This window comes from Cupriavidus pauculus (assembly GCF_003854935.1).
Lineage (GTDB): Bacteria > Pseudomonadota > Gammaproteobacteria > Burkholderiales > Burkholderiaceae > Cupriavidus > Cupriavidus pauculus_C.
Map to the genome: position 1 here is coordinate 2,804,466 of NZ_CP033969.1, position 22,934 is coordinate 2,827,399.

A 22,934-nucleotide genomic window follows, 5' to 3' on the forward strand; every position below is an offset into this window, starting at 1 on the left:
CGGCAAGTCGAAAAGCCCTATGCTCGCGCGCCGGCGTGGCGCCGGATATTCAATCTTTTCGGTAGCCGATCTAAACCGATCTGACGAATGCGGCACAATCGGACCGATCCGAAGCTGCGCGCCCCGGGGCCCGCCACGTGACCGCGCCGGGGCCTGGCCTGCTGCAGCGGTGCGGGAAAGGGCGTATTCTGGCGAACTTGTCATTCGGGCGTCGTAGGCGTAGTGTTGCGCATCGCCTGGCGCGCCCAAGTGCTCACGCCGCCCCTCCCTGCCCTGTTTTGACGGATGAACCCGAAATCCCCCAAATACCCGGATGAACCGCCCCTGCCGTCCACCTGGGATGCCCGCCTGGCCCGCCATCTGGTACGGCCGCTCAAGAATACCCGTGTCACCCCGAACCACCTGACCACGCTGCGCCTGCTGATCGGCGTGGCCGGCATCGCCTGCATTGCCCAGGGCGGCTACGCGTGGTCGAACTGGGGCGCGCTGCTGGTGGTGCTGTCCAACTTCGTCGACCATACCGACGGCGAATTGGCGCGGATCAGCGGCAAATCGAGCAAGATCGGCCACTTTTACGACCTGGCCAGCGACGCGCTGATCACCGTCCTGCTGTTCATCGGCTTTGGCATGGCCGTGGCCGCCACCGGCCCGGCGCCCGAGGCATTCGGCCCCGTGCTGCGCGGCACGATTGCCGGGCTGGCCGTGGCGCTGATCTTCTTCCTGCGCATGCGTATAGAATCGCGGGTTGGAAAAAGTGGCACGAAGCAGGCTTCGGCCGGCGGCTTCGAGACCGAGGACGTGCTGTACCTGCTGCCGCTGGTGACGCTGACGGACGGCATCGGCCCGTTCCTGACGGCGGCCTCCATCGGCGCCCCGCTGTTTGCCGTCCTGGTCATCATCGATTACTGGCGCGTCATGCGGCGCCCGCAGCCCGTCGCAACTACCCCTGATCACTGAGGCAGCCACATGCCAGAGCAAGTTACCGGCGACATCGCCATCGCGCCCGCCGCACCGCGCGACGCCGAGCCCGCCGCCACCCGTCCGGCCGCGCGACGCCCGGACGCCGCCGTGGCCGGCGTGGTGGCGCGGCTCGATACCCCGGCGCTGCGCCAGGATTTCGAGCGCCAGGGCGCCTTCCTCTACCTGGACAGCTTCCTGGGCCCCGACGAGACCGCGCAACTGGTGGCGCTGGCCCGCGCGCTGCAGTCGGGCCTGAACCGCAACTACCTGCCCGGCCACAAGCAGGGCGGCAGCGTCAGCCGGCACACGATCGACGAGAAGGCGCCTTTCATCGCCGACCTGTACCGCTCGAAGTCGCTGATCGGCTGGCTGGAACAGGTGACCGGCGACAAGCTCCAGGTCTGCCCCGAGTCCGACCCCCACGCCTACGCGCTCTATTACTACACGCGGCCGGGCGACCATATCGGCTGGCACTACGACACGTCCTATTACGATGGCCGGCGCTACACGCTGTTGATCGGCGTGCTGGACGAATCGTCCTGCCGGCTGGACTACGAACTCCACACGCGCAACCCCGCCGTGCCCGACGAGCCGGGCTCGGTCCAGATCCCGCCGGGCGGCATCGTGCTGTTCGACGGCGACAAGCTGCGCCACCGCATCACGCCGGCCGGCCCCAACGAGATCCGCGTCTCGCTGACGTTCGAGTACGTGACCGATCCGGGCATGCGGCCATGGCTGCGCCTGATCTCCAACATGAAGGACGCCGTGGCGTACTTCGGCTTCCGGCAGGTGTTCCGGCGCCTGCTGGGCAGGAAGTCAGCAGGCCCCGCGTGAATCGTGCAGCTTTCATCCTTCTGTCGGTAGGCGCGGCGCTGTTTGTCGGCCTGCTCGCGTGGCAGGGCTTTGGCGCGGTGACCACCACGCTGATGTCCGCCGGCTGGGGCCTGGCCGTGGTGGCCGCGTTCCACCTGCTGCCGCTGGCGCTGGACGCCGGGGCCATTGCCGTGCTGCTGGACCGCAAGACCCGCCACGGGTCGTTCTGCAGCGCGCTCAAGGCGCGCTGGACCGGCGAGGCCGTCAACAGCCTGCTGCCGGCCGGCCAGATCGGCGGCCCGGTGCTGATGGTGCGCTACCTGGCCCACCGGGGCGCGCGCATGCGCGACGCGGCGGCGGCCATCACGGTCAGCACCACCACCCAGGCGCTGTCCCAGATGCTGTTCGCGCTGCTCGGCATTGCCGTGTTCGGCGCCCACGACGACCTGTCCGAATACCGTACCCCCGTCATCGCCATCACCGCCGTGCTGGGCGCCTGCGTGCTGGGCTTCTGCGTGCTGCAGCGGCGCGGCATGTTCGGCCGCGTCATGCGTATTGGCCAGAAGCTGTTCGGCAAGCGCCAGGCCGATGCCGACGCCCCGGGCGCCAAACCGGGCCGCTGGGCCGGGCTGGCGCTGCGGGCCGATGCCGTCGACAGTGCGATTCGGGAACTCTACCGCGACCGCAAGAAGGTCGCGGCCAGCTTCGCGCTTAACCTGCTGGGCTGGATTGCCGGCACGGGCGAGGTCTGGCTGATCCTCCATTTCCTGGGGCATCCGGTGAACTGGCACGAGGCGCTGCTGCTGGAAAGCGTGGGCCAGGCCATCCGGGGCGCCGCGTTTGCGATTCCGGGCTCGCTCGGCGCGCAGGAAGGCGGCTACCTGCTGCTGGGCCCGCTGGTGGGCCTGCCGCCGGACGCCGCGCTGGCGCTGTCGCTGGCCAAGCGCGTGCGCGAGCTGGTGCTTGGCATCCCCGGACTGGTGTACCTGCATTTCAGCGAACGGAAGTTCCAGCGCCGTCGCGCCGCAACGGCCCTGTCGGCGGACAGGGGCTAGCGGCTCTTCCACAAATCACGAGAACAACCTGATGCGAGCAATCATTCTTGCCGCGGGCCTGGGCCTGCGACTCCAGCAACAGCCGGGCAAGCAGTTTCCCAAGTGCCTGTTGCGCTTTGACGGCCTGACGCTGCTGGAACGTCACCTGCGCCTGCTGGACGCCGCCGGCGTGACCGAGGTGGTGCTGGCGCTGGGCTTCGAGCCGGACCAGGTCAAGGAAGAACTGGCCCGCCTGGGCCGCGATCTGGAAATCGTCATCAACCCGCGCTACGACCTGGGCAGCGTGCTGACCGTGCACACCGTGGCCGACGCCATGACGCGCGGCGGCGACGTGCTGCTGATGGACGCCGACGTGCTCTACGACGAGCGCATCATGACCAAGCTGGTGGCCGGCGAGACCGCCAACCGGCTGCTGATCGACCGCGACTTCGAGGCCGGCGACGAGCCCGTCAAGCTCTGCCTGCGCGACGGCGTGCCCGTGGAGCTGCGCAAGCAGCTCATGGCCGACCTGGAATACGACACCATCGGCGAATCGGTGGGCTTCTTCCGCTTCCGCGAAGACTGCGCCCGCCGCCTGGCCGCCATCGTCCAGGGCTACGTGGACTCGGGCCGCGCCAACATGCCGCACGAGGAAGCCGTCCGTGACCTGCTGCTGGAGCGGTCGCACGTGTTCGACACCGCCGACGTGACCGGCGCGCCCTGGATCGAAATCGATTTTCCCGGCGACGTGGCTCGCGCCGCCGAAGAAGTCCTGCCCCAACTTCTGCCTGTAGGAATCGCACAATGAACGCCATCGACCCGAACCTGCTCGGCTCCGCCACCTCCGCCCCGCTGTCGCGCGCCGCGCGCCTGCGCCGGATGCTGCTGTCCGACGAACTCGAATTCATCATGGAAGCCCACAACGGCCTGTCCGCGCGGATCGTGCGCGAGGCCGGCTTCAAGGGCATCTGGGCCTCGGGCCTGGCCATCTCTGCCCAGTTCGGCGTGCGCGACAACAACGAGGCAAGCTGGACCCAGGTGGTGGACAACCTTGAGTTCATGGCCGACGCCAGCGACCTGCCGATCCTGCTGGACGGCGACACCGGCTACGGCAACTTCAACAACGTGCGCCGCCTGGTGCGCAAGCTGGAGCAGCGCGGCATTGCCGGCGTCTGCATCGAAGACAAGATCTTCCCGAAGACCAACAGCTTCATCGGCGGCGAGCAGCAGCCGCTGGCCGACATCGACGAGTTCTGCGGCAAGATCAAGGCCGGCAAGGATTCGCAGGCGGACGACGATTTCTCGATCGTCGCCCGCGTGGAAGCGCTGATCGCCGGCTGGGGCATGGAAGAGGCACTGCGCCGCGCCGAGGCGTACCACCAGGCTGGCGCCGACGCGATCCTGATCCACAGCAAGCTGTCGAAGGCCGACGAGATCGTCACGTTCGCGCGCGAATGGGGCAACCGCTGCCCGCTGGTGATCGTGCCGACCAAGTACTACAGCACGCCGACCGACGTGTTCCGCCGTGCCGGCATCAGCCTGATCATCTGGGCCAACCACCTGATCCGCGTGGCGGCGTCCGGCATGCAGGCCGTGGCGAAGGACATCTACGAGAACCAGACGCTGGTCAACGTGGAAGACCGCATCGCCACGGTCAACGAGATCTTCCGCCTGCAGGATGCCGACGAGTATTCGGCGGCCGAGAAGATCTACCTGACCGGCGGCCAGGCGCCGGGGTCGGCCGTGGTGCTGGCCGCGGGCCGTGGCAAGGGCCTGGAGGCGCTGACCGAGGACAAGCCCAAGGTCATGCTGCCGGTGGCCGGCAAGCCGCTGCTGCGCTGGCTGGTGGACGGCTTCAAGAACCAGGGCATCAACGACATCACCGTGGTGGGCGGCTACAAGGCCGAGGCCATCGACGCGGCCGGCATCCACCTGGTGCGCAACGAGCGCCATGCCGAGACCGGCGAGCTGGCGTCGCTGGCCGCCGCCGCCGACGCGCTGCAGCACGACACGGTCATCGCCTACGGCGACCTGCTGTTCCGCAGCTACATCCTGCGCGACCTGCTGGAAACCGACGCGCCGTTCAGCGTGGTGGTGGATTCGTCCGAGTCCACGCCGTCGAACCAGAGCGTGCGCGACTTTGCGTGGTGCTCGGCCGCCGACGACCGCGACCTGTTCGGCCAGAAGATCGTGCTCAAGAAGATTTCTGACGACGTGCCGGCAGGCGACGCGCCGCACGGCCGCTGGATCGGCCTGATGAACGTGCGCGGCGAAGGCCGCGCGCGCCTGCAGAAGCTGCTGGCCGAACTGCGCGAGCGGCCGGACTTCGACAAGCTCGACATCCCCGACCTGCTCAACGCGCTGGTCGCGGCCGGCGAGCAGGTGGAGGTCAAGTACGTGCACGGCCACTGGCGCGGTGTGAACGACCTGGACGACTTCCGCCGGGCCGGCGACTTCGCGCACGGCCAGACGCCGTTCGCGGTGGGCGGCGGCGAGGCCGCGCAATGATCGAGGCGGTCCAGTTCGTGGAAGCCGCGCGCGAGCGCGGTTTCCAGTGGTACGCGGGCGTGCCCTGCTCGTACCTGACGCCGTTCATCAACTACGTGGTACAGGACCCGTCGCTGCACTACGTGTCGGCCGCCAACGAGGGCGACGCCGTGGCGTTCATCGCCGGCGTGACGCAGGGCGCGCGCAACGGCGTGCGCGGCATCACGATGATGCAGAACTCGGGGCTCGGCAACGCCGTGAGCCCGCTGACGTCGCTGACCTACACGTTCCGGCTGCCGCAACTGCTGATCGTGACGTGGCGCGGCCAGCCCGGCGGCGCCGCCGACGAGCCCCAGCACGCGCTGATGGGGCCGGTCACCCCGCAGATGCTGGACACGATGCAGATCCCGTGGGAACTGTTTCCGACCGACGCCGAGGCCGTGGGCCCGGCGCTCGACCGGGCCATCGCCCACATGGACGCCACCGGCCGGCCGTACGCGCTGGTCATGCAGAAAGGCAGCGTGGCGCCCTACCCGCTGACGTCGCAGACGCCGCCGGTGGCCCGCCCGAAGGCGGTGCCGCGCGACGCCGGCACCGGCGCGGCGACGCTGCCGAGCCGCCAGCAGGCGCTGCAGCGGGTCATCGCCCATACGCCGGTCGATTCGACCGTGGTGCTGGCGTCCACGGGCTTCTGCGGCCGTGAGCTGTACGCGCTCGATGACCGGCCGAACCAGCTCTACATGGTGGGTTCGATGGGCTGCCTGACGCCGTTCGCGCTTGGCCTGGCGCTGGCGCGGCCGGACCTGCGCGTGGTGGCCGTGGACGGCGACGGCGCGGCGCTGATGCGCATGGGCGTGTTCGCCACGCTGGGCGCCTACGGGCCGGCCAACCTCACGCACGTGCTGCTGGACAACAATGCGCACGATTCCACGGGCGGCCAGGCGACGGTGTCGCACAACGTGTCGTTCGCCGGCGTGGCGGCGGCCTGCGGCTATGCGTCGGCCGTCGAGGGCGACAGCCTGGACCTGCTGGACACGGTGCTGGCCCAGGCGGCCACGGCCACGTCGGGGCCCGCCTTCGTCTGCCTGCGCACGCGCCCCGGATCGCCGGACGACCTGCCCCGCCCGTCGGTGACGCCGGTGCAGGTCAAGACGCGCCTGGCGCGCCAGATCGGCGCCGACCAGGGCAACGCCAACCACGCCTGAATCACGCTTGAGACCAATCGCATGCTGCTTCTGAATCCCGGCCCGGTGACGCTGTCCGAGCGCGTCCGCCAGAGCCTGCTGCAAACCGACCTGTGCCACCGCGAAAGCGAGTTCTTCGACCTGCAGGACGAAGCGCGCGCGCGGCTGATCGACATCTACGGGCTGGACCCGTCCGTCTGGACGGCGGTGCTGATGACCGGCTCCGGCACGGCCGCGCTGGAAAGCATGATCGCCGGCCTGGTGCCGGCGCAGGGCAAGCTGCTGATCGTGCAGAACGGCGTCTATGGCGAGCGCATCGCCCAGATCGCCACGCAGTACCAGATCCCGCACACGGTGGTGAAGCACGAGTGGATGGAGGCGCCCGACCTGGCCCGCATCGACGCGGCGCTGGCGGCCGACCCGGCCATCACGCACCTGGCGGTGATCCACCACGAGACCACCACGGGCCGCCTGAACGACCTGCCCGCCATCGACCGGCTGTGCCAGGCGCGCGGCGTGCGGCTGCTGGCCGATACGGTGAGCAGCTTCGGCGCCGAGGCCATCGACTTCGGCGGCCACATCGACGCGGTGGCCGCCACGGCCAACAAATGCCTGCACGGCGTGCCGGGCGCGGCGTTCGTCATCGTGCGCCGCGCGGCGCTGGCCAACGCGGTCAGCCGCACGTACTACCTGGATATCGCCCGCTACGCCCGCCAGCAGGACCAGCGCAACACGCCGTTCACGCCGTCGGTGCATGCGTTCTACGCGCTGGTGGAGGCGCTGCGCGAGCACCAGGACGAAGGCGGCTGGCAGGCGCGCCACCAGCGCTACGCCGCGCTGGCCGAGGAAGTCCGCACCGGCCTGGCCGCGCTGGGCATCGAGGCACTGTGGCCTGCCGCCCAGTCATCGGTGGTGCTGCGCGCGTACAAGCTGCCCGCCGGCGTGACCTACGAACAACTGCACGACGGCCTGAAGGCGCGCGGCTTCATCATCTACGCCGGCCAGGGCGGGCTGTCGTCGCAACTGTTCCGCATCTCGACAATGGGCGCACTGACCGCCGCCGACATGCACCGCCTGATCGCCGGATTCCGGGAACTGCTGCATCGGTGAGGGGTGGCTTGTTGGGGAGAGAGAAGGCCGGTGGCGTGTGTCATGCCGCCGGTTTTCTCCCCTCTCCCACAACGTGGGAGAGGGGCCGGGGGTGAGGGCATTGAGGCGCTGCTTGCCGACAGGTCGCAATTTGAACCGCCGGCCCTCACCCCCAACCCCTCTCCCGCATGCGGGAGAGGGGAGCAAAAAAACGCCGCCGGCAAATGTCATGCCGCCGGTTTTCTCCCCTCTCCCACAACGTGGGAGAGGGGCCGGGGGAGAGGGCATTGAGGCTCTGCTTGCCGACAGGTCGCAATTTGAACCGCCTGCCCTCTCCCCCAACCCCTCTCCCGCATGCGGGAGAGGGGAGTAAAAAAACGCCGCCGGCGAATGTCATGCCACTGGTTTTCTCCCCTCTCCCACAACGTGGGAGAGGGGCCGGGGGAGAGGGCATTGAGGCTCTGCTTGCCGACAGGTCGCAATTTGACCGCCGGCCCTCTCCCCCAACCCCTCTCCCGCTCGCGGGAGAGGGGAGCAAGACCTCAGCTTCGGCTCGACCTCGACCGCTTGGTGGCACTGCAGCCTGACGCCAGCGATGGTTTTCTCCCCTCTCCCACAACGTGGGAGAGGGGCCGGGGGAGAGGGCATTGAGGCTCTGCTTGCCGACAGGCCGCAATTTGAACCGCCTGCCCTCACCCCCAACCCCTCTCCCGCTCGCGGGAGAGGGGAGCAAAACATCAGCGTCCCGTCAAAGCTCCTCCTCCACCGGCAATATCCTTAGCACGCCCTGCTTAAACTTGTCCCAGGCGTTCATGTCGGGTTCGCGGTCGTAGGTGCGCAGCACCCCGCCTTCGCGTGTCACCCATTGCAGTGACTCGCCGTCGTCGGCCAGCACCACCTGGTAGGCCGCGTCGAGCAGCGCGTCGTCCACGCCCTGCCCCAGCATGTCGCACAGTTCGCGGCTGTCCACGACGATGCCCATCTCGGTGTTGAGCCGGGCGGAGCGCGGGTCCAGGTTCAGGGAGCCGATGAACAACTGGTGCCGGTCGACCATATAGGTCTTGGCGTGCAGGCTGGCGCGGCTGCTGCCGCCCGGGCCGTGGCGCTTTTTTTCCTTGGCCAGTTCCGCGTAGGCGGTTGGCTTCAGCTCGTAGAGGATGACGCCCGCCTTGAGCAGCGCGCGGCGCTTGGGCGCGTAGCCGGCGTGGACCGCGGTGACGTCGGTGGCGCCGTAGGAATTGGTCAGGATCCGCACCTGCACGCCGCGCTGCTGCATGCCGATCAGCCACGTCATGGCCGACTTGGGCGGCACGAAGTACGGCGAAATCAGCGTCAGGTCGTGCTGGGCGCCCTCCAGGAACCTGACCAGTTGGGGAATCGCGTGGGTCGAGTCGTCCTCGGGCGGGTGCAGTACCTTGGCCGCGCGGTCGGCGATTACCGTGGCCTGGCCGCGGTATGCGGTCAGGCGGTTCTCGCGGATCAACTGGACGATGCCGGTTTCCAGCACCGACTTGCCGTAGGGCGTGGCGCGCATCGCCACGGCGTGCTCGTCCAGGTAGGTGCGCAGCTTCTGCTGCTGCGTGGCCGCCTCGGCGCCGGACAGCGGCGTGGCCAGGGCCGACAGCGGGTACACGGCCTCGCTGTTCCAGAAATCGTCGAACACGCCCGATACCTGCGGCACCACCGGCCCGCCCGCCAGCAGGTCCAGGTCGGTGAAATCGGTATCGGCCGCGCCGTAGTACTGGTCGCCGATATTGCGTCCGCCGACGATGGTGAGCTGATTGTCGGCCGTCATCGACTTGTTGTGCATGCGCCGGTCGATGCGCCGGAAATCGGTCACGTACTCGAACAGCCGCAGCCCCCGGCTGGCAAACGGGTTGAACAGCCGCACCTCGACGTTTGGATGGGCGTCCACGGCCGACAGCGCCTTGTCCTGCCCGCCGGTGTGGATGTCGTCGAGCAGCACCCGCACGCGCACGCCCCGGTCTGCCGCGGCCATGATCTCGGCCAGCAGCGTGAGGCCCGTGTTGTCGGCGTCGAAGATGTAGTACTGGATGTCCAGGCTGCGCTGGGCCGTGCGCGCCAGCGCGATGCGCATGGCCAGCGCGTCGGTGCCGGCCAGCAGCGGGTAGAACACTGACTGGCCCGGATGCTCGGCCAGCGTCGGGGCCAGCCCGCGTGCCAGCACTGTGTCGCCGGTGTCCTGCAGCGCCGTCTCCGGTGCCAGCGTGGGCCGCTGCGGCAGCCCCGTGCACGCGGCCATCAGCATCGCAAACAACATCGCCAGCGGCCGGCCTAGCCAGCCGGGCGCCGCCTGCGTGACATGCGTCATGCGCTCTCCCGTGATTGTTCCAGTGCCAACAACTGACTTGTACCAAAACCACCATTGCCATGGTAGCGCCCGCTGCTATGCTTTCGATACTTGCATTTTGATAGCTTTATAGCCCAACCGAATAAGCTTATGACCACCCTGTTCGATCCGCTTCAGATTGGCGACCTGCATCTGCCCAACCGTATCGTGATGGCGCCGCTGACGCGCCTGCGCGCCGCCGCGCCCGTGCACGTACCCAACGCGCTGATGGCCGAGTATTACGCCCAGCGCGCCAGCGCCGGGCTGCTGATTTCCGAAGGGGTGCCGGTGTCGCCCGACGGCGTCGGCTACGAGAACGTGCCGGGTCTGTGGACCGACGAACAGGTGGCCGGCTGGAAGGTCGTCACCGACGCCGTGCATCGCGCGGGCGGCCGGATCGTGGCCCAGTTGTGGCACGTGGGTCGCATTTCCGACCCGAGCCTGCTCGACGGCCGCACGCCGGTGGCGCCCAGCCCCATCGCGGCCGGCGGCAACGTCAGCCTGCTGCGCCCGCAGCGCCCGTTCGTGGTGCCGCGCGCGCTGACCGTGGAAGAAATCGCCCAGGTGGTGGCCGATTTTGGCCGGGCGGCGGCCAATGCCAAGGCGGCCGGCTTTGATGGCGTGACGATCCACGCGGCCAACGGCTACCTGCTCGACCAGTTCCTGCAGGACGGCAGCAACGTCCGCACCGACGCCTATGGCGGCTCGACCGAGAACCGCGCCCGGATTCTGCTGGAAGTGGCCGATGCGGTCACGGCCGTGTGGAGCCCGAACCGCGTGGGCGTGCATCTGGCGCCGCGCTCGCCGAGCCATTCGATGGCCGACAGCCAGCCGGCCGAGACCTTCGGCTACGTGGCCCGGGCGCTGGGCCAGCGCGGGCTGGGGTTCCTGTTCGTGCGGGAGACGCGGGGAGACGGCGCGCTGCTGCCGCAGCTCAAGCGCGCGTTTGGCGGGGCGATCATCGCCAACGACGGGTTCGACCAGGACGCCGCGCAGGCCGTGCTGGCCTCGGGCGATGCCGATGCGGTGGCCTTTGGCCGTGCCTACATCGCCAATCCTGACCTCGTGGAGCGGCTGCGCCAGGGCGCGGCGCTGAACGACGTCAATCCGGCCACGATGTACGGCGGCAGCGCCCAGGGCTACACCGACTACCCCACGCTGGCCCAGACGGCCGAAGCCTGACGCCCACGGCGGCGCGGGCGCCCCGGGGTGTCAGGGCTGCCCGGCCGCCACCGGCTGGATCGGGATCACGGTGCGGGCGCCCCGCTCGCGCAGCAGGTCGCGCAGGTCCTTGATGACCGGGAAGACCTCGTGGTTGCGGTCCTCGCCCTGGCTGTCGTGGGCGGCCTGCTCCATTTCCACGATCTCGCGGTCTTCCTTGAAGATCCGCTCGGTGAACCAGACCAGCAGCGGCCACGCCAGGTCCAGCGCGAACGGCACGCCGGGGCGGCGGATCGACAGCAGGCCAAACGTGCGATTGGTGCGCTGCGCCGCGTCCAGCGGCACGTAGGTGATCCACAGGTCCATCACCAGCGTGCCCGACCCCGAGCGGATCTGCAGCGTCTGGTACGGGTAGCTCGTGCGCACGGTCATCACGTCCTTGTTGTTCTGGCCGCCGTCCTTGCCGAACACCAGCGCCTCGCCCACCGGCTGCTTGCCGCGCTCGCGCTCGAACACATAGTCGACCTCGACGAAATCCTCGCCGCGCCGCCGGCCCAGCGACCGCGCGCGCATCATCCCCATCTGCTTGCGATGCAGAAACTGATGGTTCATGTCCATCAGGTTCTCGTGCATGAATGAATAGTGACACTTGACCTCGCGGCCCAGGCGGCGGGTCTTGTACTGCTTGTCCGCGACCGATGCGAACGCGGGCAGCGCCTGGGGATCGGCCAGCGCCGGGTTGCCGGGGAACACGAAGATCAGGCCGGCGCGTTCCTCGCACGGATAGGCGCGCACGCCGTTGGGCAGGCGTTCCTTGCCCAGGTACGGCACGTCGATGCAGCGGCCCGAGCAGTCGTACGTCCAGCCGTGGTAGCAGCATCGGATCGACTCGCCGTCCACCACGCCCGCATGCAGCGGCACCTGGCGGTGCGCGCAGCGGTCTTCCAGCGCGAACACCTTGCCCGTGGCGGTGCGTACCAGCACGATTGGGTCGCCGGCAAACCGCACGCCCAGCGCGCGGCCGGCCTTCAGTTCGCGGGACCAGGCCAGCGGGTACCAGTGATCGGGATGGATGGGCACGCGGCGCAGGTCGCGCGGGGCCGGCGCGGCGGCCGCCGGGGGCGCGGGAATGGCGCCAGCCGGGGCGGCCTCGCCGGAGACGTCGATCGGATGGCGGTCAAGCGCGGACTCGGCATACATGCAGGGCGTCTCCTGGGGGCGCGGCTCCCGGCCGCTCGTCGCCGGACGGGCGAACCGCGGCTGCCGGGAAGTGAATCGTGGGAGTCTAACCCAACGGCCGCCGCCGGTCTGTCAGCTTTTATCCGACTGGCGGCCCGCACCGTCCAGTTGTCGCCCGCCCCCCTGGCCGGACCGCCGATTCGCCACACATTTGTCATCCGCAGCGTTCGTACGACGCCAATCGGGTTATCCTTGCGGCAACTCACACAGAGACATGCCAGCACACCCGATCATGTCCCGCTCTGCCCGCTCTCCCATGCCGCAGCGCGGCATTGGCGACGATGCCGCCTCCTACCGCACGCTGGTCGAAACGATCAGCGACTACGCCATCTTCTCGCTCGACGCCACCGGCCACGTGGCAAGCTGGAACGCCGGTGCCGCCCGCATCAAGGGCTACCAGCGCGACGAGATCATCGGCCAGCATTTCTCGCGTTTCTATACCGACGAGGCCAACGCCCGCAACTGGCCGGCCGTGGAGCTCGAAGCCGCCGCGCGGCTGGGCCGCTTCGAGGACGAAGGCTGGCGCGTGCGCAAGGACGGCACCCAGTTCTGGGCCAACGTCATCATCACCGCGCTGCGCGACGAGCACGGCAACCTGATCGGCTTCGGCAAGATCACGCGCGACATGACCGAGCGGCGCCGCGCGGCCGAGGCGCTGCGCCAGAGCGAGGAAACCCTGCGCCTGCTTGTGGACAGCGTCAAGGACTACGCCATCTTCATGCTCGACCCCGCCGGCCACATCATGAGCTGGAACGCGGGCGCGTCGTATATCAACGGCTACCGGCGCGACGAGATCGTCGGGCAGCATTTCTCGGTGTTCTACCCGCCCGACGACGTGGCCGCCGACAAGCCCGGGCGCGAGCTGGTCATCGCCCGCGAGCGGGGCCGCATCGAGGACGAAGGCTGGCGCATGCGCAAGGACGGCTCGCTGTACTGGGCCAACGTGACGATCACGGCCGTCTATGACGAATCCCGGCAGCTCCGCGGCTACGCCAAGGTCACGCGCGACATGAGCGAACGCAAGCGGCTGGAGGAACTGGAACAATCGGAACGGCGCATGAACGAATTCCTGGCAACGCTTTCGCACGAACTGCGCAATCCGCTGGCGCCGATCCGCAACGCGCTGACCGTGATGCAGATGCGCGCCGACGACCCCGAGGCCATGCAGAAAAGCGTGGGGCTGGTGGAGCGGCAGATGTCGCACCTGACCCGGCTCGTCGACGACCTGCTGGACGTGGGCCGCATCGCCGCCGGCAAGATCGACCTGCGGCTGGAGTCGGTGGACGCGCGCGAGATCATCGCGCTGGGCATCGAGGCGTCCGAGCCGGCGCTGGCCACCAAGGCCCAGACCGTCAGCGTGACCACCGACGCCTCGCCCATGCCGCTCTACGCCGACCGCACGCGGCTGAGCCAGGTGATGCAGAACCTGCTGCTCAATGCGTCGAAGTTCTCGCAGCCGGGCTCGCAGATCGCCGTGTCGGCGTCGATCCGGATGCGCACGCTGGTGATCCAGGTGATCGACCGCGGCCGCGGCATCTCGCCCACGGCGCTGGAATCGATCTTCAACCTGTTCGTGCAGGAAGACCGCCCCGGCAGCACCGCGCAGGGCGGGCTGGGCATCGGGCTGTCGCTGTGCCGGTCGCTCGTGGAAATGCACGGCGGCTCCATCGCCGCCACCAGCGAGGGCCCCGGCCTGGGCGCCGCGTTCACGGTGCGGCTGCCGCTGGCGGCCACGTCGGAAACACCGGCCACGGGCGACGGCGACGGCGTCCACACCGGCCGCAAGCGCCGCGTGCTGCTGGTGGACGACAACCGCGACGCCGCCGACAGCATGTCGATCCTGCTGGAAATGTCCGGCCACGAAGTGACCATCGCCTACGACGGCATGGAAGCCATCCACGCCGCCGCCCGCGTCCGCCCCGACGTGGCACTGATCGACCTGGCCATGCCCGGCATGGACGGCTTCGCGGTCATCCACGCGCTGCGCGGCATGCCCGCCTTGGCCAACACCCGCTACGTCGCCCTGACCGGCTTCGGCCAGGCCTCCGACCGCGAACAAACCAAGGCCGCCGGCTTCGACGTGCACCTGGTGAAACCGGTGGAGCTGGACTTGCTGCTGAAGGTGATGATGGGGGATTGAGATGGGGCGGATGACGGGCTGGGCAATTTGCACCGCCCGGCCCTCTCCCCCGACCCCTCTCCCGCAACGCGGGAGAGGGGAGCAAGACAGCGGGATATCGAGCGCTAAGCCTGATGCCGGCGATTGATGTCTCAAGACAGCGGGACATCGAGCTCGATGCCTGACGCCAGCGATTGTTGTCTCCCCTCTCCCGCCTGCGGGAGAGGGGCTGGGGGAGAGGGCGTTGAAGCTCTGCTTGCCGACAAGTCGCAATTTGAACCGCCCGGCCCTCTCCCCCGACCCCTCTCCCGCAACGCGGGAGAGGGGAGAAAGACAGCGGGATATCGAGCGTTAAGGCGAATTCCCGCGACGGTGGTCTCCCCTCTCCCGCCTGCGGGAGAGGGGCTGGGGGAGAGGGCATCGAAGCTCTGCTTGCCGACAAGTCGCAATTTGAACCGCCCAGCCCTCTCCCCCGACCCCTCTCCCGCAACGCTGGAGAGGGCAGCAAGACAGCAGCAAATCCAGCCGCAGCCCCACCATCACCCCCCCGGCAACCCCCACACCCGGCCATCGCCCACTACGTAGATCCGTTCCCCCTGCCCCGCGCGCACTGTCGCGTGGCCGGTGAACGCGCCGAACGCTGGCAGGATCATCCGCGTAGCGCCGACCACGAAGCATGGCAGCCGCAGCACGTCGCTGCCGCGGCCGCGCAGTACGCACGCCGGGTGCAAGTGGCCGGCCAGCACGTACCCGTCGGCCCGGGCGTCCGGTTCGTGGCACAGCGCGAACGGTGGGGCCATCAGCGGTTCGCTGACCACCTCGAAGCCGAGTCCTTCGGGCGGATCGCCAGCATGGGTGTCGTGGTTGCCGCGCACCAGCGTGCAGCGGACCCGCGTCGGCAGCGCGCGGCGCCAGTCGTGCAGGGCCAGCACCACGGCGGCCGTGCGGGCGGCGCGGGCGTGCAGGAAATCGCCCAGGAAGACCAGGTCGCGGACCGGGTACTGGCGCGTCAGGTCCAGCAGCCGGCGCAGGTTGTCGGCCGTGGTGCCGTGCGGCACGGGCTGGCCGAGCGCGCGGAATGATGCGGCCTTGCCGATGTGGACGTCGGCCAGCATCAGCATCGCGGCGTCCGGCCACCAGACCGCGTGCTCGGGCAGCAGCCACAGCGTCTCGCCGGCCAGCCGCACGGCCTGGGCGCCTGCGTCTTCCGGGGTCATAGCAGCGGCAGCGGTTTCGACGGCTTGCGCGGGCGACGCGGCCGGCGCGGCCCGGCCGGGCCGGCGTGGTCGGCCATGCCGAATTTCGCGGTGTCGGCCACGGTTGCGGCGTCCACGTCATGCATCGGGCCGCGATACTTGCCCGCCTCGGGCTCGGCGGCGGCCTGCTCCAGGTCGGCCAGCATCCGGGCGATACGGTCGGCCAGCTTCTCGGTGCTCAGTTTCTCGCGCAGGAACTCGACGATCAGTGGGAACGACAGCGGCGACGGCCGCCGCAGCGGGCGCAGGTCCAGTTCCAGCGCCGCCAGCCGCGCCAGCGTATCGGCCAGCCGGTGGGCGTCCAGTTCCTGCATCAGCACCTCGCGCTCGGCCTGGCCCAGCAGCAGGTTGTCCGGATCGTGCTTGCGGAACACCTCGTAGAACAGGCTCGACGATGCCTGCAACTGCCGCGCGCTGTGGTGCGCGCCCGGATAGCCCTGGAAGATCAGCCCCGCCACGCGGGCGATTTCCCGGAAACGCCGCAGCGACAGCTCGCCCGCGTTGAGGCTGCCCAGCACGTCGGCCGCCAGGTCGCGCTGCTGTTCCTCGGCCAGCACCTCGGGCAGCCAGCGGCCCCAGTCCAGCGGCGCCGACGCCAGCAGTTCCAGCCCATAGTCATTGACCGCCACCGAGAACGTCGCCGGCACCTTCTGCCCCAGCCGCCACGCCAGCAGGCTGCCCAGCCCCAGGTGGACCGACCGCCCCGCGAACGGGTACAGGAACAGGTGCCATCCCTCGCGCGAGTGCAGCGTCTCGGCCAGCAGCGTGCGGGGCGATGGCAGCGCCGACCAGCGCCCCTGCAGTTCGACGATGGGCGCGATCAGCGGCAGCTCCGGCGTGCTCGCGGGGTCCAGCCGGCCCGCCTGCACGTCGTCGAGCGTGGCGACGACGGCCTCGGCCAGCTCGGTCGACAGCGGCATCTTACCGCCGTTCCAGCGCGGCACCGACGCCCGCTTGCCCGTGGCGCGGCGCACGAACGCCGTCATCTCCTGCACGCGCACCAGTTCCAGCAGCCGGCCGCCGAACAGGAAGCAGTCGCCCGGGGCCAGCCGCGCGATGAAGCCTTCCTCCACCGTGCCCAGCGACGCCCCGCCGCTGCCCGCCCGCGTCCAGAACCGCACCTGCATCGACGCATCGCTGACGATGGTCCCCACGCTCATGCGATGGCGCCGCGCCAGCCGCGCGTCAGGCACGCGCCAGATGCCGTCGTCGTCGGGCATGGCGCGGCGGTAGTCGGGATAGGCCGACAGCGTCGGTCCGCCCTGCCGCACGAAATCCAGGCACCAGCGCCATTCGTCGTCGGTCAGCGCGCGGTAGGCCCAGGTCTGGCGCACCTCGTCCAGCAGCGCGTCGGCCGCAAAGCCGCCGCCCAGCGCCACGGTCACCAGGTGCTGCACCAGCACGTCGAGCGGCTTGTCGGGCGATTCGCGCGCCTCGATCCGCCCGGCCTCGATGGCGCGGCGGGCCGCCACCGCTTCGACCAGTTCCAGGCTGTGGGTCGGCACCACGGTCACGCGCGACGCCCGGCCCGGCGCGTGGCCCGACCGCCCGGCCCGCTGCAGCAGCCGCGCCACGCCCTTGGGCGAGCCGATCTGCAGCACGCGCTCCACCGGCAGGAAGTCGACGCCCAGGTCCAGGCTGGACGTGCAGACCACGGCCCGCAGCGCGCCGTTCTTGAGATTGACTTCGACCCACTCGCGCACGGCCCGGTCCAGCGAGCCATGGTGCAGCGCGATCTGGCCGGCCCATTCCGGCCGCGCGTCCAGCAGCGCCTGGTACCAGAGTTCGGCCTGCGAGCGCGTGTTCAGGAATACCAGCGTGGTGCTGCTCTCGTCCAGCTCGCGCACCACGTGCGGCAGCATCGACAGGCCAAGATGCCCGGCCCACGGAAAGCGCCCGGCGCGGTCCGGCAGCAGCGTATCGACGATCAGCGTCTTGGGCGTGTGGCCGTGCACCAGCGTCCGCCTGGCCTCGGGCACGCCGGCCAGCAGCACGTCGCGCGCATGGTCCAGGTTGCCAAGCGTGGCCGACAGCCCCCAGACGCGCAGGTCGGGCTGCCAGCGGTGCAGCCGCGCCAGCGCCAACTGCACCTGCACGCCGCGCTTGCTGCCGATCAGTTCGTGCCATTCGTCGACGACCACCAGCCGCACGCGGCCCAGCGTCTCGCGGGCATCGGCGCGGGTCAGCAGCAGCGACAGGCTCTCGGGCGTGGTGACCAGCGCGGTCGGCAGCCGGCGCGCCTGCGCGGCGCGCTCGCTGCTGCCCGTGTCGCCGGTGCGAAGCTGCACGGTCCAGTCGAGTCCCAGTTCGGCCAGCGGTGCCTGCAGCGCGCGCGTGGTATCGGCGGCCAGCGCACGCATCGGCGTCAGCCACAGCACGGTCAGCCCGGGCGGCGCGGCGCCGGCGCGGGCCGGCGGCTCGGCAAAGGCCAGCAAGGCGCCCAGCCAGGCGGCGTAGGTCTTGCCGGTGCCGGTGGTGGCGTGCAGCAGCCCGCTCTGGCCACGGACGATGGCGTCCCAGACTTCGCGCTGGAACGCGAACGGTTCCCAGTTGCGGGCCGCGAACAACGCCGGCAGCGATTCCGCGACGGGCGGCGCCGGCGTGAAAGACGGGTCCGCCGCCGGGCGGGCAGGCTTGCGGGGGGTCATGCGGCGTCCTTGGCTGGGGCCGGCGGCAGCATCGCTTCCAGCGTGGCCAGCGTGTCGGCCTCTTCCACGGGCTTGTCGGTGCGCCAGCGCAGCATCCGCGGAAAACGCACCGCGATGCCGCTCTTGTGCCGGCCGCTGCGCCCGATGCCTTCGAAGCCCAGCTCGAAGACCTGCGTCGGCGTGACGCTGCGCACCGGGCCGAACGATTCCACGGTGGTGCGCCGCACGATGGCGTCCACCTCGCGCATCTCGGCATCGGTCAGCCCCGAGTACGCCTTGGCGAACGGCACCAGCGCGCGGTCCGGCGTGCCGGGCGGCGCGTTCCAGACCGCGAACGTGAAATCGGTGTACAGGCTGGCGCGCCGGCCGTGGCCGCGCTGGGCGTAGATCAGCACGGCGTCGACGGTATAGGGGTCGATCTTCCACTTCCACCAGATGCCGACGTCGCGCGTGCGGCCGGCCCCGTAGGCGGCGTCGGCGGCCTTGAGCATGAAGCCTTCCACGCCCAGCTCGCGCGAGGTCTCGCGCAGCCGGGCGAAGTGCGGCCAGTCGTCGGCCTCTACCAGCGGGCTCAGTTCCAGCGCGGGGTGGATGTGCGCGGCCACCACGCGCTCCAGTTGCGCGCGGCGCTCGGCCTGCGGGCGGGCGCGCCAGTCCTCGCCCTGCCATTCCAGCAGGTCGTAGGCCATCAGGATGGCCGGCGCGTCACGCAGCAGCCGGGCGCCCACGGTCTTGCGGCCAATCCGTTGCTGCAGCAGGCCAAACGGCTGCACGCGGCCGTCAATCCAGACGATGATCTCGCCGTCGATCACGGTGCCCTCGGGCAGCGTGCCGGCGGCTTCGGCCAGTTCCGGAAAGCGGTCGGTAATCAGTTCCTCGCCGCGCGACCAGAGCCACGACTGGCCCTGGCGCCGCACCATCTGCGCGCGGATGCCGTCCCACTTCCATTCCACCAGCCAGCGGCCCGGCGCGCCCAGCAGCGTGTCGAATTCATCGACCGGGGCCTGCAGCGGATGGGCCAGGAAGAACGGGTACGGCTGGCCGCCGCGCGGCAGCGTGGCGCCCTCGCCGGTGTCCGGCGCCACCAGCGCCTGGAACCGCTCGGGCGTGGGCCGCAGGGCAATGTCGGTGTAGCCGACCAGCCGCTCGGCCACGCGCTTGGGATCGATGCCGGCCACTTCGCCCAGCGCGCGCGTGACCAGCAGCTTCGACACCCCCACGCGGAAGCTGCCCGTGATCAGCTTGAACAGCACCAGCCGGCCGCGCGCGTCCAGCGGCCGCCACAGCGCGTCCAGCGCCGCCGCCTGCACGTCGGGCGGCTGGCCGCGCAGCGGCAGCAGGCGCTGCTCGACCCATTCGGCCAGCCCGGCCGTATCGACATGCTCGGCATCGGGCAGCAGCAGCGCGATGGTCTCGGCCAGGTCGCCCACGGCCTGGTAGCTTTCCTCGAACAGCCATTCGGGCAGCGCCGCGGCGCGCTGGGCCAGCTCGCGCAGCGCGGCCACGGGCACGATCTGGCGCGGCTTGCCACCGGCCAGGAAGTAGACGGCCCAGGCCGCATCGGCTGGCGGCGCCCGGTGGAAATAGGCGGCCAGCGCGGCCAGCTTGGCCTTGCTGGACGTGGTGCCGTCCAGTTCGCTGTACAGGTCGGCAAACGCCTTCATGCCGCGCCCTCCCCGGCCTCCGGCTGGCTCGACTGGCTTGGCTCGCGCTGCTCCATCGGCTCGGCGGCGGCGCCGGTGGCGTCGTCGTCATCGCCGAATTCGGTGCGAAAGCCCTGGGCGTCCAGCCCCTGCTCGCACAGGTAGCGGACCATCACGGGCACGTTGCCGTGCGTCACGATCACGCGCTGGGCGCCGGTGGCGCCGATGGCCGACAGCAGGCCCGGCCAGTCGGCATGGTCGGACAGCGCGAAGCCGCGATCCACGCCCCGGCGGCGCCGGGTGCCGCGCAACTGCATCCAGCCGCTGGCAAAGGCGTCGGACGCATCGCCAAAGCGGCGCAGCCAGGTGGAGCGCTGGGCCGACGGCGGCGCCACGACCAGCGCGCGCCGCAGGGCCGGGCTGCGCGCGGGCAGATCGGCCGTGGTCATGGTGGGCGGCAGCGCCACGCCGGCGTCGGCATAAGCGCGTGTCAGGCTGGTCATCGCCCCGTGCAGCACGATGGAGCCCGGCATGGCCAGGTCCGCCCCGGCGTGGCGCAGCAGCCCGTGCAGCAGCCGCTGCGCCTTGCCGAACGCATAGCAATAGAGCACGCTGGCACGCCCGGCTGCCGCGTTGGCCTGCCACCAGTCGAAGACCTCGGCCATCAGCGTGGCCTGGCGCTGCCAGCGGTAGATCGGCAGGCCGAACGTGCTTTCGGTGATGAAGGTGTCGCAGCGCACGGGCTCGAACGCGTCGCAGGTGCCGTCGAACTCGACCTTGTAGTCGCCGGACGCCACCCAGACCCGCCCGCCGTGTTCGAGCCGCACCTGCGCCGATCCCAGCACATGGCCGGCCGGATGCAGGCTCAGCGTGACGCCGTGGTGGGTAATGCGCTGGCCGTACGGCAGCGTGTCCAGCGTGATGCCGGGCAGCCGGGCCAGCAGCACGCCCCGGCCGGGCGCGGCGCACAGGTAGCTGCCGTGGCCAAACCGGGCGTGGTCCGAATGGGCGTGGGTGATGACGGCGCGCGCCACCGGCCGCCAGGGATCGATATAGAAGTCGCCGGGCGGGCAGTACAGCCCCTCCGGCCTTGCCACGATCAGGTCTGAAGCCATCTCCGCCATGTTCCCGACCAGCCGGCTAGCCCGGCGCGCCCTCCCGGTCCGCCTTGCCGCCCTGCCGGGCGCGCTCGGCCTTGTCCGCCTTGGCCTGGCCGCGGATGTTCAGCACCGCCAGCGCAAACTGCAGCACCACCAGCGCCCAGGCGCCGGTGTGCCAGCCCCAGCCCACCCACATCGCGTTGCTGACCAGGAAGCACCAGAACCCGGCCTTGCGGCGGCCCGCCGACTCGCTGCCGACCAGCCATGTCGCCAGCACCGTGATGGCCATCGCCGGCCATTGCAGTACGTCCAACCAGTCCAAGCTCGCCCCTCCCCCGAACACCGTGTCCTGCCCGATGCTCCCAGCCTAGGGCGCGCCGGCCGGACGCGGCAGCCGGGCCAATCCCGTTCCGGTGTCGGCGGTTTCTCACAGCCGGGCCGGCGCCGGTTACTATCGACATCGCAATATGCTTAATTTTGATCCGCCGTCAATCAGCCGCCCGCCGATAGTGTGAGCTATCAATCTCTCCTAGAATGGGGAGATTCATCTCCGGCCGGCGCGGTCCTTGCGTCGGCCATATTCCATCCATCCGAGCCAACCCATCTGAGCAACTGCCCATGCGCACCGAAAACCAGCGTCTTGCCGACCTCCTGCGTCAGGAACAAGACACCATCATGCGTGGCTGGACCGAGGAGTACCACATCTATGCCGAAGGCCGCGGCCTGACGCAGAACGTGGCGATCGAACAGCAGGGCATCCTCCGCGCCCTGGACGCCGGGCTGCGGGCGAACGGCGAACCGGGCAACTTCAGCGCCGGCGCCTGGACCGAACTGCGCGAGGCGCTGGCCGCGCTGTCGCGCAACCGCGCGGCACAGGGCGAGACGGCCGACGTGACGAGCGGCTTCGTGCTGGCGCTCAAGCGGCCCATCTTCGACGCGCTGCAGCGCCAGTCGAGCGGCGTGGAAGGCCAGATCGACGTGATCTGGCTGATGTCGTCGCTGGCCGACCGCATGGCGCAGTGGACCGTTTCCACCTACCAGAAGACGCGCGAGGACATCATCGTGCGCCAGCAGCACGAGCTGATGGAGCTGTCCACGCCCGTGATCAAGCTCTGGGACGGCGTGCTGGCGGTGCCCGTGATCGGCACGCTGGACAGCAGCCGCGCCCAGATCGTGATGGAAACGCTGCTCGAACGGCTGGTGGAAACCGGCTCGGCGCTGGCCATCATCGACATCACCGGCGTGCCCACCGTGGACACGCTGGTGGCCCAGCACCTGATGAAGACCGTCACGGCCATCCGCCTGATGGGCGCGGAGAGCATCATCAGCGGCATCCGGCCGCAGATTGCGCAGACCATCGTGCACCTGGGCATCGACCTGCAGGGAATCATCACCAAATCGACGCTGGCCGACGCGCTGGGCACCGCCATGCGCATGTCCGGTCACATCGTGTCCCGCAACGCCAACTGATCGCCGCCACCCCTGCCATGGAACGCATTCCAATCTTGCGGATGGGCAAGAACCTGCTCGTGACCATCCAGATCGACATGCAGGACCAGACGGCCCTGCAGCTTCAGGAAGACCTGGCGACGATGGTCGAGAAATCCGGCGCGCACGGCGTGCTGATCGACGTCTCGGCGCTGGAAATGGTCGACTCGTTCATCGGCCGCATGCTGGTGAGCATCTCGGACATCAGCCGTATTCTCGGCGCCACCACGGTCGTGGTCGGCATCCGCCCCGCCGTGGCCATCACGCTGGTAGAGCTGGGCCTGTCGCTCGGCGGCGTGAAGACCGCGCTCAACGTGGAGCGCGGGATGGCGATGCTGGATGCCGCCGCGCAGGTGGCCTGAC

18 protein-coding genes are annotated in these 22,934 nt (G+C 69.8%); 11 read left to right on the top strand and 7 right to left on the bottom strand.

Annotated features, from left to right (window positions below; genetic code table 11):
* Positions 1–285: 285 nt before the first annotated feature.
* The 7 genes from EHF44_RS14425 to EHF44_RS14455 are packed head-to-tail and all read left to right on the top strand — an operon-like array spanning position 286 to position 7,588.
* Positions 286–957 (top strand): CDP-alcohol phosphatidyltransferase family protein, encoded by a 672-nt coding sequence (locus tag EHF44_RS14425; RefSeq protein WP_124684292.1) that lies wholly within the window; start codon positions 286–288, stop codon positions 955–957.
* A 9-nt stretch (positions 958–966) separates the two neighbouring features.
* The gene (locus tag EHF44_RS14430) at positions 967–1,794 is read left to right on the top strand and encodes a HalD/BesD family halogenase (RefSeq protein ID WP_124684293.1); all 828 of its coding nucleotides are present in this window, start codon (positions 967–969) and stop codon (positions 1,792–1,794) included.
* Positions 1,791–2,828: a lysylphosphatidylglycerol synthase domain-containing protein gene (locus EHF44_RS14435; protein ID WP_124684294.1), complete on the top strand. Its 1,038-nt coding sequence runs from the start codon at positions 1,791–1,793 to the stop codon at positions 2,826–2,828. Before EHF44_RS14430 ends, EHF44_RS14435 begins: the two co-directional genes overlap by 4 nt.
* A gap of 31 nt (positions 2,829–2,859) precedes the next feature.
* Entirely contained in the window at positions 2,860–3,615 is a 756-nt protein-coding gene (locus tag EHF44_RS14440; RefSeq protein WP_124684295.1) for an NTP transferase domain-containing protein, read from the top strand.
* Positions 3,612–5,315 carry a phosphoenolpyruvate mutase gene (gene aepX, locus EHF44_RS14445; RefSeq protein ID WP_124684296.1) on the top strand — a complete coding sequence of 568 codons (1,704 nt, stop codon included), beginning with the start codon at positions 3,612–3,614 and terminating at the stop codon, positions 5,313–5,315. Before EHF44_RS14440 ends, aepX begins: the two co-directional genes overlap by 4 nt.
* On the top strand, positions 5,312–6,499 hold the full coding sequence (gene aepY, locus EHF44_RS14450; protein WP_124684297.1) for a phosphonopyruvate decarboxylase: 1,188 nt from the start codon (positions 5,312–5,314) through the stop codon (positions 6,497–6,499). Before aepX ends, aepY begins: the two co-directional genes overlap by 4 nt.
* 21 nt (positions 6,500–6,520) lie before the next feature.
* Positions 6,521–7,588, top strand: a complete 1,068-nt coding sequence (locus tag EHF44_RS14455) for a 2-aminoethylphosphonate aminotransferase (protein WP_124684298.1) — start codon at positions 6,521–6,523, stop codon at positions 7,586–7,588.
* Positions 7,589–8,315: 727 nt separating this feature from the next.
* On the opposite strand, the gene EHF44_RS14465 is transcribed toward EHF44_RS14455, so the two are convergent.
* Positions 8,316–9,899: a phospholipase D family protein gene (locus tag EHF44_RS14465; protein ID WP_124684300.1), complete on the bottom strand. Its 1,584-nt coding sequence runs from the start codon at positions 9,897–9,899 to the stop codon at positions 8,316–8,318.
* A 129-nt stretch (positions 9,900–10,028) separates the two neighbouring features.
* On the opposite strand from EHF44_RS14465, the gene EHF44_RS14470 reads away from it, so the two are divergent.
* Positions 10,029–11,099: an alkene reductase gene (locus EHF44_RS14470; RefSeq protein ID WP_124684301.1), complete on the top strand. Its 1,071-nt coding sequence runs from the start codon at positions 10,029–10,031 to the stop codon at positions 11,097–11,099.
* A 30-nt stretch (positions 11,100–11,129) separates the two neighbouring features.
* Here EHF44_RS14470 and EHF44_RS14475 read toward each other — a convergent pair whose 3' ends face one another.
* Entirely contained in the window at positions 11,130–12,278 is a 1,149-nt protein-coding gene (locus EHF44_RS14475; RefSeq protein WP_124684302.1) for an aromatic ring-hydroxylating oxygenase subunit alpha, read from the bottom strand.
* A 271-nt stretch (positions 12,279–12,549) separates the two neighbouring features.
* Here EHF44_RS14475 and EHF44_RS14480 point away from each other — a divergent pair, with 271 nt between their 5' ends.
* Positions 12,550–14,457, top strand: coding sequence for a PAS domain-containing hybrid sensor histidine kinase/response regulator (locus EHF44_RS14480; protein ID WP_253699848.1), 1,908 nt, complete (start codon positions 12,550–12,552; stop codon positions 14,455–14,457).
* 518 nt (positions 14,458–14,975) lie between these two features.
* Here the strand turns inward: EHF44_RS14480 and pdeM are convergent.
* The 5 genes from pdeM to EHF44_RS14510 are packed head-to-tail and all read right to left on the bottom strand — an operon-like array spanning position 14,976 to position 21,405.
* Positions 14,976–15,653 carry a ligase-associated DNA damage response endonuclease PdeM gene (gene pdeM / locus EHF44_RS14490; RefSeq protein WP_124684304.1) on the bottom strand — a complete coding sequence of 226 codons (678 nt, stop codon included), beginning with the start codon at positions 15,651–15,653 and terminating at the stop codon, positions 14,976–14,978.
* Entirely contained in the window at positions 15,650–18,340 is a 2,691-nt protein-coding gene (locus EHF44_RS14495; RefSeq protein WP_124684305.1) for a ligase-associated DNA damage response DEXH box helicase, read from the bottom strand. The genes pdeM and EHF44_RS14495 overlap by 4 nt, the downstream gene beginning before the upstream one ends.
* Positions 18,337–20,004, bottom strand: a complete 1,668-nt coding sequence (locus EHF44_RS14500) for an ATP-dependent DNA ligase (protein ID WP_124684306.1) — start codon at positions 20,002–20,004, stop codon at positions 18,337–18,339. Before EHF44_RS14500 ends, EHF44_RS14495 begins: the two co-directional genes overlap by 4 nt.
* Positions 20,001–21,107, bottom strand: a complete 1,107-nt coding sequence (locus tag EHF44_RS14505) for a ligase-associated DNA damage response exonuclease (protein WP_124684307.1) — start codon at positions 21,105–21,107, stop codon at positions 20,001–20,003. Before EHF44_RS14505 ends, EHF44_RS14500 begins: the two co-directional genes overlap by 4 nt.
* Positions 21,108–21,123: 16 nt before the next feature.
* Entirely contained in the window at positions 21,124–21,405 is a 282-nt protein-coding gene (locus EHF44_RS14510; RefSeq protein WP_124684308.1) for a hypothetical protein, read from the bottom strand.
* Between the two features lie 296 nt (positions 21,406–21,701).
* On the opposite strand from EHF44_RS14510, the gene EHF44_RS14515 reads away from it, so the two are divergent.
* Entirely contained in the window at positions 21,702–22,553 is an 852-nt protein-coding gene (locus EHF44_RS14515; protein WP_124684309.1) for an STAS domain-containing protein, read from the top strand.
* A 17-nt stretch (positions 22,554–22,570) separates the two neighbouring features.
* Positions 22,571–22,933, top strand: coding sequence for an STAS domain-containing protein (locus EHF44_RS14520; RefSeq protein ID WP_124684310.1), 363 nt, complete (start codon positions 22,571–22,573; stop codon positions 22,931–22,933).
* Position 22,934 lies beyond the last annotated feature (1 nt).